The 14,344-nt window shown below is 67.7% G+C and carries 9 protein-coding genes and 1 pseudogene; 6 read left to right on the forward strand and 4 right to left on the reverse strand.

Annotated elements, in window-relative coordinates:
- The first annotated feature begins 445 nt into the window (after positions 1–445).
- The gene (locus QOM21_RS36480) at positions 446–1,267 is read left to right on the forward strand and encodes a maleylpyruvate isomerase family mycothiol-dependent enzyme (protein ID WP_407555386.1); all 822 of its coding nucleotides are present in this window, start codon (positions 446–448) and stop codon (positions 1,265–1,267) included.
- Between the two features lie 182 nt (positions 1,268–1,449).
- On the opposite strand, the gene QOM21_RS36485 is transcribed toward QOM21_RS36480, so the two are convergent.
- From QOM21_RS36485 to QOM21_RS36495, 3 genes are all read right to left on the reverse strand, one after another.
- Positions 1,450–2,208 (reverse strand): alpha/beta hydrolase family protein, encoded by a 759-nt coding sequence (locus QOM21_RS36485; protein ID WP_393894071.1) that lies wholly within the window; start codon positions 2,206–2,208, stop codon positions 1,450–1,452.
- Between the two features lie 121 nt (positions 2,209–2,329).
- Positions 2,330–3,874 carry an FMN-binding glutamate synthase family protein gene (locus QOM21_RS36490; RefSeq protein ID WP_407555387.1) on the reverse strand — a complete coding sequence of 515 codons (1,545 nt, stop codon included), beginning with the start codon at positions 3,872–3,874 and terminating at the stop codon, positions 2,330–2,332.
- 1,203 nt (positions 3,875–5,077) lie between these two features.
- A complete protein-coding gene (locus tag QOM21_RS36495; protein WP_407555388.1) occupies positions 5,078–6,565 on the reverse strand; it encodes a PucR family transcriptional regulator in 1,488 nt (495 codons plus the stop codon).
- Positions 6,566–6,712: 147 nt separating this feature from the next.
- On the opposite strand from QOM21_RS36495, the gene QOM21_RS36500 reads away from it, so the two are divergent.
- The 5 genes and pseudogenes from QOM21_RS36500 to QOM21_RS36520 form a co-directional block, all read left to right on the forward strand.
- Positions 6,713–8,188 (forward strand): purine-cytosine permease family protein, encoded by a 1,476-nt coding sequence (locus QOM21_RS36500; protein ID WP_407555389.1) that lies wholly within the window; start codon positions 6,713–6,715, stop codon positions 8,186–8,188.
- 5 nt (positions 8,189–8,193) lie between these two features.
- The gene (locus QOM21_RS36505) at positions 8,194–9,219 is read left to right on the forward strand and encodes a carbon-nitrogen hydrolase family protein (RefSeq protein WP_407555390.1); all 1,026 of its coding nucleotides are present in this window, start codon (positions 8,194–8,196) and stop codon (positions 9,217–9,219) included.
- 475 nt (positions 9,220–9,694) lie between these two features.
- A complete protein-coding gene (locus QOM21_RS36510; protein WP_407555391.1) occupies positions 9,695–10,186 on the forward strand; it encodes a hypothetical protein in 492 nt (163 codons plus the stop codon).
- A 1,113-nt stretch (positions 10,187–11,299) separates the two neighbouring features.
- Positions 11,300–12,400, forward strand: a complete 1,101-nt coding sequence (locus tag QOM21_RS36515) for an alpha/beta hydrolase family protein (protein WP_407555392.1) — start codon at positions 11,300–11,302, stop codon at positions 12,398–12,400.
- Positions 12,401–12,404: 4 nt separating this feature from the next.
- A pseudogene (locus QOM21_RS36520) lies at positions 12,405–12,530 on the forward strand (ribonuclease BN); the annotation flags it as partial.
- Positions 12,531–12,823: 293 nt separating this feature from the next.
- Here the strand turns inward: QOM21_RS36520 and QOM21_RS36525 are convergent.
- A complete protein-coding gene (locus tag QOM21_RS36525; protein ID WP_407555393.1) occupies positions 12,824–13,972 on the reverse strand; it encodes a S1 family peptidase in 1,149 nt (382 codons plus the stop codon).
- Positions 13,973–14,344: the final 372 nt, after the last annotated feature.

The raw sequence follows: 14,344 nt of genomic DNA on the forward strand, positions 1-14,344 counted from the left end.
CTTGTGAGGTTCTGCAGTAGCCAACCCGCCTATCTGCACGATCACTGGGGACCCGCTTGCCAGGCCCCGAAATCAGTGGGCCGCTCCACGGGGCGGATCAAGACGAAACTGATTCCTTCAGGTCATATGGGGGTGAAACGTCTCTGGCGAAGCAACATCTATGACCTGGGTAGCGTCTGCTGAGTTGTGTGGCCGGTCAGTTCTCTCGTTCGCCTGTGAGTCCTTGACGCCTCTTGAACCTGGATCAGGCTTGTCCTTCCAGGAGGTGCGACCGGTTCCCCCTCCCGGCCGCCGCGGCATGGAACATCTGCCTGCGGAGTTCGTCCGGCCTCGCTGCTCAGGGTCTTGTTTCAGCCATTGATGCCTGGTCTCCTGTTCTCGGCGATCCGTGACGCGGGTGCGCACATATCCGGCACGGACACGAAGCAAGGGTGAAGTGAACGGCGTGGAATCAGCGGCTGGGCAGGATCTACGTGACGCTCTGCCCGAGGGGCTCGGTGCGGCTCTGCGCGGGACCGCCGAGGAGATCGCCGCGCTGCTGCGCGGGGGAGCGGACATGGGGCTCCCGGTGCCCAGGTCGGAGTGGACCGTAGGGGAGGCGGCAGCGCATCTGGCGCAGGCCAACGAACTGATGGCCGACATCGCGGCGGGACGTGCACGCAGTTACGGAGACGGCACGCCACAGAGTCTCGCTACGGCCAATGCGCGCGCCCTTGCCGAATTCGACGAGCGGAGAGCCGAGCCGCTGGCCGCAATGATCGTGACGCAGGCCGACGCCTACCTGAAGGCGTGGGATGAGGGTGTCACGAAGGGCACCGTCGTCACGCCGCTGGGCCCGATGGGTCCCGACGTGCTGGGGTCGTACCTCCTCACGCACATGCTGGGCCACGGCTACGACCTCGCCCGTGCGCTGGGGCGTCCGCACATGATCGACCGGGCCCGGGTCGCGCTGGCCCTGCCGTTCCTGATCACAGCCATGCCACGGGTGACCGATTCCGCCCGCACTGCCGGGTTGAACGCCCGCTACGCCATCCGTCTGTGGGGTGGTGGCTGCTTCGGCGTGACGGTGAACGGCGGTGTGGTGTCCGTTGCCCCGCAGCCGCCGAATCGCCCGGACTGCACCATCGTCATCGAGCCGGTCACCTTCCTTCTGATGGCACTCGGCCGCCGCGGTCAGTGGAGCGCCCTCGCCCAGGGCCGAATCCTCGTCCGGGGGCGCAAGCCGTGGCTCGCGCCCCGTTTTCCGGCACTCTTCAGGGCGCCCTGAAGCCCTGAAGGCAGGCCGAAGCGGTCATCTACCGCGTCCGCGTCACAGGAGGTGGCCCAAGGAGGCCCCGTGTCCCACCGAGTCGGCGCATGGCTGATAAGGGTTATTTGGGCCACAGCTTCCGCGCATATCGGGGACGGCGAGGCGTCAAAGCCCCCGTCCCCGAGCGCGCCGCCCCATCGTCACCCGTGGATGTACTGGTCAGCCCAGGCGCTGATGATGTGGGCGGCTCGCTGTGCTTGTCCTCGGGCGGTCAGGAAGTGGTCTGCGCCTTCGAGTGAGACGAAGCTTCGCGGGTGTCGTGCCTCGCGGAAGATCTCTCCGGCGTTGTCGATGTCGACGGTGTTGTCGGTCGGCGAATGCAGGACGAGAAGCGGCAGGTCCAACTCGCCGATCCGATCCCGCAGGTGAGCACGGCGGACGTCCTCGACGAAGGCACGCTTGAGGATCAGGGTCCTCCCGCCGACGAACCACTCGTGCGACCCGTCACTGAGCACGCGATCCACGACCGCGTCGTACTGTCGCTCGACGTGGCTGGGATCGACCGGCGCTCCGATCGTGACGACCGCGCGGACGCCGGTTGCCTCAGCAGCCGCGGCGAGGACGGCGGCGCCTCCCCATGAGTGCCCCACCAGCAGGTCTGCCGGCGTCCCGCGCTCCGCCATCATGGCGGCGGCACGGATCGTGTCCTGGACCTTGACGGTGAAGGAGCCGTCCCCCCAGTCGCCGTCGGAGTCCCCGATCCCGAGGTTGTCGAAGCGCAGCATTCCGATCCCCTCGCGTGCCAGCTGCTTGCTGACACGCGACGCGGCCGGTGAGCCCTTGCCGAGTGTGAATCCGTGTACGAAGATCCCCCAGCCGCGGATCTCGCCGTCGGGCAGGTCGATCGCTCCGGCCAGTTCGGGGCCGACGACGCTCGGGAATCTCACTTTTTCGCTCATGTTGTGATCACCTAGGCAGGGCTGTTCGTGGAGCAGGAAAGACAAGAGTGCCATCAGCCGGCCCCACGTGCGCGCTCCGGGCAGGGGAGCAGCGAGCGTGGTGCCGGCCCTGACCGGCGCGTCAGGCGGGCGGCGTCTGGTCGGAGGGCTGCTCGGCGGTCAGCAGCGCGGTGATCTCCTCGGCGAGGTGCGGGCCGAGTTCGCCCCACCCGTCCTTGTAGCCGTAGACGCCGGCCAGGGTGCGGGCCTCGTAGTCGCCGTTCATGATCTCGATGTCCGTGGCCGTGATGAGCGCCGGGTGGGCGACACCGACGGCAGCCGAGATCTTCATCAGCTCCTTGCGGAGGGTGCGCAGGTAGACGGCGGCCCGGGTGGCCTTCGAGGTCGGGTCGAGGCCGCGGGCCAGCCACGGGCTCTGGGTGGCGATTCCCGTGGGGCATTTGTCCGTGTGGCACTTCTGCGCCTGGATGCAGCCGATCGACAGCATCGCCTCACGGGCCACGTTGATCATGTCGGCACCCAGAGCGAAGGCGACCGCGGCGTTCTCGGGCAGGCCGAGCTTGCCGGAGGCGATGAACGTCAGGTCGTCGGTCAGCCCCCGCTCGGCGAACGTGCCATAGACCCGGGAGAAGCCCATCCGGAAGGGCAGCGACACCGAGTCGGAGAAGGTGAGCGGCGCCGCCCCGGTGCCGCCCTCGCCGCCGTCGATGGTCACGAAATCGACACCACGGTCACCACGGGCCATCAGCGTGGCCAACTCCTGCCAGAACTCCATCTCTCCCACCGCGCTCTTGATCCCGACCGGCAGGCCGGTCTCGGTGGCGAGCAGTTCGACGAAGTCGAGCATCGAGTCGACGTCGCCGAACGCGGTGTGCCGGGACGGGGACGCGCAGTCCTCGCCGAGCGGGATCCCGCGGATCTCGGCGATTTCCGGGGTCACCTTCGCGCCCGGCAGCATTCCGCCCAGACCGGGCTTGGCACCCTGGGAGAGCTTGATCTCTATCGCCTTGACCGGGCCGCCGGCGACCACGTCCTTGAGCTTGTCGATGTTGAAGCTGCCGTCGTCGTTGCGGCAGCCGAAATAGGACGTACCGATTTGAAGGACGAGGTCGCCGCCGTTGCGGTGGTGCGGCGAGAGACCGCCCTCGCCCGTGTTGTGCAGGGTGCCCGCCAGCGCCGCCCCCTTGTTGAGCGCAGTGATCGCCGCGCCGGAGAGCGATCCGAAGCTCATCGCGGAGATGTTCACCACGCTCGCCGGCCGGAACGCCTTGGCGCGCCCGCGCGGCCCGCCCAGCACCTTGGCTGACGGCAGTGGGGCCTGCGGGTCGTGCATGTCGGGCAGCGTGCCGGCGAACGTGCGCTGCTTCAGGTATGCGTGCCCCTGCGTGTGTTCGACGTCGTTGTCGGTGCCGAATCCGAAGTAGTTGTTCTCCCCCTTCGCCGACGCGTAGATCCAGGTGCGCTGGTCACGACTGAACGGGCGCTCCTCGTCATTGGAGGTCACTATGTACTGCCGTAGCTCAGGCCCGATCGTCTCCAACAGATACCGGGCGTGCCCGAGTACGGGGAAGTTCCGGAGCAATGCGTGCTTCTTCTGGACAAGGTCACGAGCGGCCACCACTGCCAATGCTGTTGCGGTGGCCGTGGCGATGGTCCGGGCGCGCATGAACGTTCCTCTCCTCGGTGCTCGACTCCATTGCCGTGCGGTGGAGTCGTCGTGCCGGGCCTTGGGCGGCCGGCACGATCCAGCGGGCGTCAGCATCCGTCGGAGGACGCCAACTGATAGTAGGGGCTCACCCGGATAGAGGGTTGCGGGTGGGTGGTCTTCCCAGGGTGGGTGGTCCAGGCACGTCGGAGCAGGCTGTGCATGGTGATGCTCGTGCAACACGGCGTCACGTCTGTGCGTCGGCCGGGCCGTGCGAGACAAGGGCTGCTGGATGGTCTCGTCGCCGAGACCGCGACCCAAGGAGCTGCGACCCGCGATGCCAGTGGAATGCATCTTCACCAGACATCCGTACGGACGTCAGTGGGCGCCGCGCTGCGAGTGCGGCGGCGGGTGTTCTGAACGGTCCTAGAGGTCCTAGAGAGCCCGGCCTTCGTCGACGGCCTCCTCGGTGTGGAGTGTGGGGTGCGGCGGGCGGGGGTGCGCGGTACGGAGCCGGAGCGCGGTGGGGAGCGGGCGGCGATGTCGTCCACCACGGCCCCGAGGGCGTCGGCTCAGGTGAGGGGCGTGGTCACGCGCTGTGGGAGCGAGGCGTCACGAGAGGTTTGTGTCCCGTCCCGTTTCACATTCGCTCCCGGGCACCTCGGCGACCAGGGGATAGGCAAGATGCGATGAATCCGTCGTCTTGCTGAATCCCGGTGTGTGTTGCCGCTGGCAGGGCTTCGGCCAAGCTCGTCCCAAACTTCATTGCCGGTGAACGGCGCGGCTCCTCAGCCCGTTACCAAACGCCAGCACGAGCAAGACGGGGTGGGTGTGGTGTGCATCGGCCGAAGAGTGACAAGCCGTCGAGTGCGGAGGACATCCTTCGGGCCACGTCCAGGTGTTCTACCGCCCCCGCCCAGCTTCCGGACGAGGACAGCGACAATGCCGCTGGGCGGTTGGAACCTGTGGACGGCTGCGGCTGTGACCGAGCGGCGTGATGACTACAAACCTCCAGCCGCACCCCGTGATCCGGTTGCATTCGTGCGGTGGTTCAAGAAGGCATCCGACACGCTGTTGACGGTGCTGGACAACGATGCGTCCACTAACGCCTGGACATTCCATCCGCCGCACACGACCGGCTTCTGGCAGCGGCGCCGCTGCCTGGAGGCGTTCCTACACCGATGGGCGAGTGTCTTCTTCTCATCGCCGGACACCTTGGTCAGCTCATGCAGACCGCGTTCCGCTGCGTGGGGCTTGCAGCGCCAGCCACAGGTCGACGCGGTCGCTGGTGTCATCGAGGCGGCGGCCGGTGATCTCCTCGACCCGGGCCAGGCGCTGGCGCAGTGTGTTGACGTGGACGTGGAGGTGATCTGCGGTTTGCTGCCATTTGCCGCCTGACGTCAGGAAGGCGCGCAGCGTTGTCACCAGCTCGCCGGAGTGCTTGGCGTCGTGTCTTTCCAGCGGGGCCAGCAAGGCGTCGCGGAAGGAGTCGAGAACGTCTTGGTCCTGGAGGGCGAGGAGCAGGGAGTGGTGTCCCGCGAGTTGTTGGGAGACAACGGTTCCTCCGCCGCGGCGCAGGCCCAGCTCGCACGCCTGACGGGCCTGGATGAGGCTCTTGCGTAGGTTCCTGGTGTCGGTTGCCAGGGGCCCTACACCTGCGGCGGTGGCGTTCACGGCTTGGACGAGGCTGCGCGCGTGGACATCGGCGGCGGTGCTGGTCGAGCTGGTGTCGATGATCAGGTGCAGTTCAGAGCCCCGGGCGGCGATCACGCCGGTGAGCCCTTGTCGTTCGAGCCAGCGCTCGGCGGCGCTAAGTTCTGTTTCTGCGTCGGCGACGGCGGCGATGATGGTGGCGTTGGGCTGGTGGGGGTCGAGGCCGTAGGACACCATGCGGGCCGCGGCTGCTTGTTCTTGCTGAGCCAGGATGAGTGAGACCAGTTCGCCGGCCAGCCTGCGCTCGGTCTCACGGGCGGTGCGTTCCCTGGCGAGCACCAGGCCGACGACGGGGACGGTCGCTTCGAGCCGGGCTTGGGCCAGTATTCCGGGTTCGTTCACCGTGAGGCCGATGAGGGCGGTGGTGCGCGAGCCGCTGCGGAGGGCGCGCATGTTGGGCTCGCCGGTGGGGCCGGGAGAGTCCGCCGTGCGCTGCGCCGCTGCCTGTAGGCGTCCTCTGTCCGGTTTCCGGCCGGCGTATGCGAGCAGGTGCCCTGCGGCGTCGGTGATCCAGGTGCTGTGGCCGGTTTCCCGGTGCAGGATGCGTGCGATCGCCTCCAGTCCCGCGGCTGGTTCCGGCCTGTCCGCAGAGGCGATCAGGTCGGACATGAAGGTGAGTGAGGTGCGAAGGTCCGCCTCCCGTTCACTGGACAGCCGTTCGACGAACCACTTGCTGATGGCGATGAACGGGGTGGCGGTGGGTACGAGTAGAAGTGGAACGGATTCGTCCCGACATGCGTGGATCAGCGCTTCCGGCACCGGTTCGCCCGATTCAAGCAGGCCGTAGCCGAGGGCGGCGACGGACTTGGTCTCCAGTGCGCGAACGAAGTCCAGTGATGACGTTTCTCGGCGGCGCCAGATCCCGGTGGTGAGGATGAGTTCATCGCCGTCGAGGTAGGGCGACGCGTCGGCGAGTTCACTGATGTGCACCCACCGTATCGGGCGGTCCAGGTCGCCCCCGACGAGCAGAGTCAGGCCGAGGTCTGGGTCGTCGAGCAAGTCTCGGATCGTGATGGCCACTGGAGGAACCTACATCGCGGGGCGTCGAAGTCTCTAGGTTCCTCTGTTGTCCGCGTCACTTCACCGACAGACACTCTCAGCCAAGCAGCGCCGCTTTGGACACCTCCGCGACACGAAGAAGGAAGAATGAGCGCACCACGTGACGGCAGGCAACACCGCGTGATCGAAACCCGCTCGATCGACCACGTCCCTGCTTCCGAGCGGCATGGCAAACCATGGCATCAGGGTCCGTTCTGGTTCACCGGGAACTTCGTTCTCGTGACGATGGTGTCCGGCTTCCTCGGGCCGGTTGTCGGGCTGTCGCTCGGCTACACCGTCTTGGCGATCGTGCTGGGCGCGGGCTTCGGGACCTTCTTCATGGCCTTCCATGCCAACCAGGGCCCCACGATGGGGCTGCCGCAGATGATCCAATGCCGGGCGCAGTTCGGCTCCCGCGGGGCGATCGTGCCGTTCACGGCGACGGTTTTCGTGTACGTCGGCTTCATCGTCTTCGATCTTGTGCTGGCGACCCAGGCCCTGCAGACGGTCCTTCCGGGCAGCCGGTGGTTCTGGTACCCGTTCCTCATGATCGTCGCCGTCGTACTGGCCGTCATCGGCCACGACCTGCTGCACCGAGTGCAGCGCTGGCTGACGCCGGTCCTCGTCGTGTTCTTCGGGGTGTTCACGATCTACGCGGCAGTCCACCTGGGCGGCGCCCCGGCGGTAGCCAGGACCGGCTGGACGCTCACGGGATTTCTGATCATGTTCTCCGTGGCGGCCGGCTACCAGATCAGCTACTCCGTCTACGTCTCCGACTACTCCCGCTACCTGCCGGAGGCCACCCCGGCGCGCAGGGTCATCACCTGGACCTACCTGGGCGCCACCGCTTCGGCGATCTGGCTGATGAGCCTGGGCGCCCTGCTGGGCACCCATCTGAACGCACCTGATGCGGTGGGCAGCCTCGTTACGGTCGGCAATAGCATGGTCAGTGGATTCGGCACGCTGCTGGTTCTCATCTCCGTTCCCGCGCTCTTGAGTATCTGCGCGGTCAACTCGTACGGCGCCATGCTGACCAGTGCGAGCGCGATCGACGGCTTCACACCTGTGCGGCCTGGGGTCCGCATGCGGGTCACTGGCATCACGGTCATCGCGATGTTGTCCGTGATCATCGCGCTCGCACTGCCGTCCGACTACCTCGGCTCATTCAACAACTTTGTGTTGTTGATGTTGTACTTCCTCATCCCCTGGACAGCCGTCAATCTCGCGGACTTCTACCTGGTGCGGCGCGGCCACTACGCGATAACCGAGATGTTCAACCCCAACGGGATGTACGGGCGCTGGGCCTGGCGCGGCCTGACTTCCTACGTGGTTGGCCTGCTCGCGATGATCCCGTTCATGTCCCTGAGCTTCTACGTCGGGCCTGCCGCACGCGCCCTCGGCGGCGTGGATATCGCTTTCCTCGTGGGGCTGGCCGTCGGCAGCGGCCTGTACTTCGTCCTCACCCGCAGACTCGACTTCACCGACGAGGCGAGGCGGATCGAGGAAAGTAAACGTGAACTGGACGAACTCGCCTCCACGCCCCGGACGGCCACGACCACAGCACACCTCGGGAGCGAACTGTGAATACCGTGCACGTCGCCATCGTCCAGGAGCCTCCATCGATCCTCGACATCGCCGAGGGTGTACGCCGCGCAGTCGAGCACATCGACGCCGCAGCGCATCAGGGCGCCCAGCTCATCGCCTTCCCCGAGACCTGGCTGACCGGCTACCCCGCCTGGATCTTCGGCCTCGCCGGCTGGGACGACGCCGAGGCCCGCCACTGGTATGCGGCCCTGCTCCGGCAGTGCCCAAGCGTCGACTCCCCCGAGCTCGCCCCAATCCGCGAAGCCGCCGCGCGATCCGGCGCGACCGTGAGTATCGGCATGAACGAGCGCCAGGCCAGTGACTCAGGCACCATCTATAACTCCCTGCTCACCATCGGGCCGCAGGGAGAAACCATGGGCCTGCACCGCAAGCTGACCCCGACGCACACGGAGCGTATCGTCTGGGCCCCATCCCCTGACGCCGCCGGCCTGCGCACACACGACACCGAATTCGGCCGCCTGGGCGGCTTGATCTGCTGGGAGCACTGGCAGCCCCTGATCCGCCAGTCCATGCACTCCCAGGGCGAGCAGATCCACGTCGCCGCCTGGCCGGACATGACGGACGCCCACCAGGCCGCCAGCCGCACCTACGCCTTCGAGGGCCGATGTTTCGTGCTCGCGGCAGCCCAGTTCCTGCGCGCCGAGGACGTGCCCGATCAAGTTCGCAGCGCCTACCGTGCCGGTGTCGGTCCGGGCACGCCGGAGACCGGCGTCTGGTTCGCCGGCGGCTCCGCCGTAGCGGGACCGGACGGAGCGTGGGTCACGGAGCCGCTGTTCGACACTCCCGGTATCGTTCACGCCGAGATCGATACCGAGCAGACGCTCGCCTACAAGCACGATCTCGACGTCGCCGGGCACTACGCGCGGCCAGACATCTTTAACCTCACCGTCGACCGGCGCCCCCGGTCCTCGGTCACTTGGATCGACAGCAGCGAAGACGAGGCTGCGACCAGGAAGAAGCCCGGCGCGGATTACACAGGCGCCGCAGCAAACACCCCGAATACCACCTGAAAGGTACCGGTCACGGCGGCGCCCAACTGACCACCGGGTGGCCTCTCCCGGCCCCGGGCCGCTGCCCGCTATCGGTGCTGGCAGCATCGATCCCAGGCTGTTGCCGCTGGGTGGCATTGCCTGGTCCACGTCCCGTTTTTCGTCGTCGGCAAGGAGCTCTTGCGGTTGCGCCGGCCAGCGGGGTAGCTCGTCGACGTTGAGGGCTGTCAGCTCTGCGGTGGCGTGGAGGGGGAGCCCGCGGGCCTGGAGCCACCTGACAGCTTTGGGTAGCAATTGGCTGCTTTCCGAGAGGTCGGGGTTGGCCGGAGCGGGGGCCTCGTCCTCACGTCCAAGTTTGGTCAGTGTGCGACGGGATGACCATTCGTGCGGGAGTTCCAGGTCGCGCAGGCGTCGAATGACGGCTGTGGTGGTGTCGCCCCACCTGCCGGCGGCGATCGCAAGGCGGTAGGGGGCGGTGGCGCCTAGCATCGCGGGGATGACCGCGGTGCGGGGCATCAGGAACGCGGCGGCGAACTTTCCTGCTGCAAAGTGCGCCTCGCGGCTTCCGGGGCTTCGGCTCGGCGAACACCTCCAGCAGCCGCTCGGCTGTCACCGAGCGCCAATTGCGCGGATGGCCGTAGCCTCGCAGCCAGCGCACGTTCGCCAGCAGGACCGGCTCGACGGCTCCCGCCCGCCGAAACGACCAGCCGGCCAGATCACAGACCCGCTCGTTCGCCGCGAACGCCTGAGCATCGTCCGGCCCGATCTGGTCATCCGGGCGGACATCAACCACCGCCCCGATGCCGTCTGCGAACCGGGCGAAGAAGTCCGGGACGTGCCCAACCGCCCACGGCGCCCCGGCCAGTACAGCCGAAACGGCTGCGACACCAGAGACATTACCTGGGGATCGAAGTCCATCAGCATCGCGAGATCACGCTCCAGTCGAGACTCGCACGCAAGCGCCCTCCGCATCGTCGTCGACCAGTAGTCACGCGTCACCGACCGCTGCCCGCCGTACGAACGCACCGTGCGCACCGGCGGCAGCGACTCGAACCTCACCGCCCACACCGCCGACAGGGCCTCACGTCGACGTACACGTTCGGCATCGACGTACTCGACCTCGAAAGCCCCGTGCCCAGCCTCGGCAAACGCTCCGACAGCCACCCGGCCCCCTCACCACAGCGCACAGCACAAGCCTCGATACCGAGCGAGCCACACAGACCTCTGGCCAGCAACGAATCACAGACCTGCATGGAGGAACGTGCAGCGGGGTGTCAGCGCCGCCACGAACTGCCGGTCGATCTGTTCCTGCAGGCGATTGTGGCCGAAGGTGAGGACGAGACCGAAGCTCGGGCAGCGGTACGCGCGGCCCAGCACGCGATCGTGAGCTCGGCCAGGCCCAGGGGGACCAGCCCCCTCCCAGCTGTCAGGGCGGCGAGTGCGGCCTCTCCGCCTGTCAGTGCTTGCTCGACCGCATGGCTTCGAACCCGTCCGCAGGGGCGGGCCCACCGGACTACGCCTGCGCAACCGCCCGTTCCACGCCTTCGCGGCTGAGTTCCCGGACCTGACCGCACAGGAACTCGTCGACAAGTCGTTGCCCGTGGTTGGAGAGTTGAGCGGACTGGGGGGCCGGTGCCGGAGTTCCTGCGCCACGCGGGGCTCCCCGACGCTGAGCCGCTCCTCGATGACCCCGGGGTGGGTGGAAGGGCGGCGGTGGACAGCCGCACGAGTATGGCGACGCCCGCTTCGCTGTGTTGGTCGAACAGGTCGGGCGTGCCCACGAGCGTGACCAGCATCCTGCCGTGGTGGACAGCGACCGTCGCACGCTTCGCCAAGGCTGTGGTGATGATCCGGCAGCACGTTCGGGACCCTTAGGAGTTGGTGGCAGGTACTCGGTGGAATGCCAGGGGCGGCTCCCTCTGGCGATGGATGCCCGGGGTGCTGGATCCGGGCGAGATTGGCCGGCATGCGAATCCACACAGCGATGGCCACCGCGGTGACTCTTGCCCTCTGTTTGAGCATCGGAGCAGGGGCTGGCGCCTCCGCCGCCGTCCCATCCGATGCCCTTCCCCCAACTACTCATGCAGGCATACGGTTTGAGTTGCCCGAGCCGACGGGGCGGCAGCTGGTCGGGAGCACCGAACTCCATCTCGTCGACCACGGCAGGCGCGACCCCTGGGTCGCCGGCAGGGACCGGGAGCTGATGGTCAGCATCTGGTATCCGGCACGTTCGGCGAGCGGGTACCCACGCCAGCCATACATGCCGCCCGGCGTCGCACGCGATGTGGACGAATCCGGCTCGTTCGGTCTTGCTCGACCCGGCGAGGTGGACTGGGGCGCCATCCGAACGGACGCGGCCCGGGAGGCTCCGGCCGACAACCACAGCAGCCGGCCGATCGTGCTGAACTCCCCAAGCCTGCAGTACTCCCGGGCGCTCGGCACCTCGACTGTTCTGGAATTGGCGAGCCGCGGCTACGTCGTCGTCACCATGGACCACACCTATGAGGCGCCCGCCGTCCAATTCCCGAACGGACGGGTCGAACGAAAGGTCCCGATGTCGGGAGACGAAGCGCTCAAGAAGATGGTGGACACGCGGGTGCGCGACACGCGCTTCGTCCTCGACCAGCTCGCTGTGCTGCACAGCGGCCGAAACCCGGATGCCGAGGGGCGCCATCTGCCCAAGGGCCTGGGGAAGGCCCTCGACCTGGACCGGATCGGAATGTACGGCCACTCAGGCGGAGGCGCCACCGCGGCCGAGACCATGCGCGTGGACCGCCGTATCGATGCGGGCATCAACATGGACGGCACGCTCCAGTACAAGGACGACTTCCTGCCAGTGGCTCGGGAGGGGCTGGACCGTCCGTTCATGCTCATGGGCAAGGACAACCAGACCCATCTGAACAAGCCGTCCTGGCGGTCGTTCTGGGACCACTCCACCGGCTGGAAGCGCGACCTGAGCCTGGAGGGAGCCAGCCACTTCAGCTACACGGATGCTCAGTCCTTCGTGCCGGCTCTGGACGAGCGCCTCGACATCCCGGCAGAGACCAGAGAGCAGTACATCGGGACCGTGGACCCCGAGCGCAGCACCGCTGCCCAGCGCGCCTACGTCACTGCGTTCTTCGACCAGCACCTGCGGGGCCGGCCGCAGCCCCTACTGGACGGGCCTTCCCCGTCCTACCCGGAGGTGAGGTTCGTCCGGTGAGCCGGCGGCGGCGCGACGGATCGGGCTCGTCGGCCTGAGGGTCCTCTCCAGTCTCGTCTTCTCGCCGCTGACCGCATCCAGCACCGTCACCTACGGCCCCGTCGGCACCGTCCTGGTCATCCAGTCCTGGCCGACATACGGCCGGGGCTGACAGCGCGACGCCCCTGGTCGACCCCCGCCCCAGAAGCAGGCGCAGGGTTCTCAGAGGCGTCGTCGGGAGCCACCGCCGGTCCGGTTCGCCGGCACCAGCGGTTTCGATCAGGACCCGCATCACATCAGTAGTCATCAAGCGGACGTACCGGCGGCATGCCCCATGGTGGTGGGCGCTGCCTTCCCAGACAGACGCGCTCACGCCGGTGCGCTCGCAGAGGTGCCCGGCCCCGTCCGGTCCGGGACGCCCCTGCACAAGCACGCTGCGCAGCATCAGGCTGTGTGGAGGGCCAGACCGTAGCGGTTCAGGATCTCGTTGATCGGCTGGTACCACGTCTCGCCGCCGCTGGTGCAGTTGCCCCAGCCGCCGGAGGTGACGCCTTGGGCCTGGTCGCCGCTGAGGAAGGAGCCGCCCGAGTCGCCGCCCTCGGCGCAGACACTGGTCTTGGTCATCTGGTGGACTGCGCCCTGGCTGTAGTTGACGGTCTCGTTCTTGGCCAGGACGGTGCCGCAGTGCCAGTGAGTGGTGGAACCGGACCGGCAGATCGAAGCACCGATCGGCGCCTCGTTGGAGCCGCGGACCAGCTGGTCGGGCACGGTGCCCCAGCCGAGGACCACCGGCACGGTCCACCAGCCGCTGCCGACGTTCACCCATGCGTAGTCGTTGTCAGGGAAGGAAGAGCCCTGGAAGTTGCCGATGGCCGAGCGGTCCCAGCCGCTGACCGAGGCGCCCGCCTGGCCGCAGTGGCCGGCTGTGACGAAGCCGCCGTGTACGGAGAAGCCGATGGAGCAGCGGACGTTGCCCGTGTAGTAGGGATCGCCGCCGACCGTGCCCGCAGCGAAGGTCCGGGGCTTTTGCGCGGTCTCATTGACCGTGACAGGGCCGGCCTGCCGGGCTCGGTCGAGGAATTCCCGGACGTTGTTGTCGTTCTTGTGAGTGGCGACGACGTTGACCACGACGCGGTTGGCCTTGGGATCGACGTGCCAACTGCTCACGCCGGCCGGCGGGGCGGAGAGCGCATCGATGTGCTTCTTGGCCGCGTCGAGTTGCCGGGCGTTGTGTTCGACCAGTCGTACGGCCGCACCCGCCGCCCGTACGGCGTCGGCTGTGCGGGCGCTGGTGACTGCGACGGTCAACGTGCCGCTGTTCGGAGTGAACCAGGAGCCGCCGTAGGACTCGCCCGCCGCGCGCCGCGCCTTGGCTTCGACGGTCGTCGCTGCCTTCTCTGCGGCCAGGCGCGCACGGGCCTGGCCAGCCGTCAGGCCCAGGTCTCGTTGCATCGCGGTGAGCAGGCCGGGGGATGCGGGGGCTTCGTTTGCGGGCGAGGGGGCCGCGGAGGCCGGGGCGAACCCGGCGGTGGCCCAGGAACCGAGGAGGAGGAATGCGGACAGGCCGGTGCGTATCGCTGTCGTACGTCTCACGGCAGATGGCCCTTCTGTGTTCCAGTGCTGTGGGGTGGAACAGCGAGCAGGTGAGAGCGCTCTCATTCGATGTCAGCCGGAGCGTAGCCGAGGATCACGGAGAAGGTCTACGCCAAGTGGCAAGTAGGTCCGGTTAATTGGGCACCGAGGTGTCCCTTGGAGGGGACCGTTGGTGACGGTGACGGGGCGGTCATGACCCCGCTCGGGGCTCAACGGCGGGATGTGCCGGAACGGGTCTTGGCGTGAAGGGTCTCGTCAGGACGGGTCCCGGGGAGCTCCGGGGTGCTCCGGGGTGCTCCGGGGTGCTCCGGGGTGCTCCGTCGCGCGGTCGCGTCGCTCTCGCGGACCGTCCGGTCTGGTCACTTGGTGGCT

This window comes from Streptomyces sp. Pv4-95, assembly GCF_045782725.1.
Classification (GTDB): Bacteria; Actinomycetota; Actinomycetes; order Streptomycetales; family Streptomycetaceae; genus Streptomyces.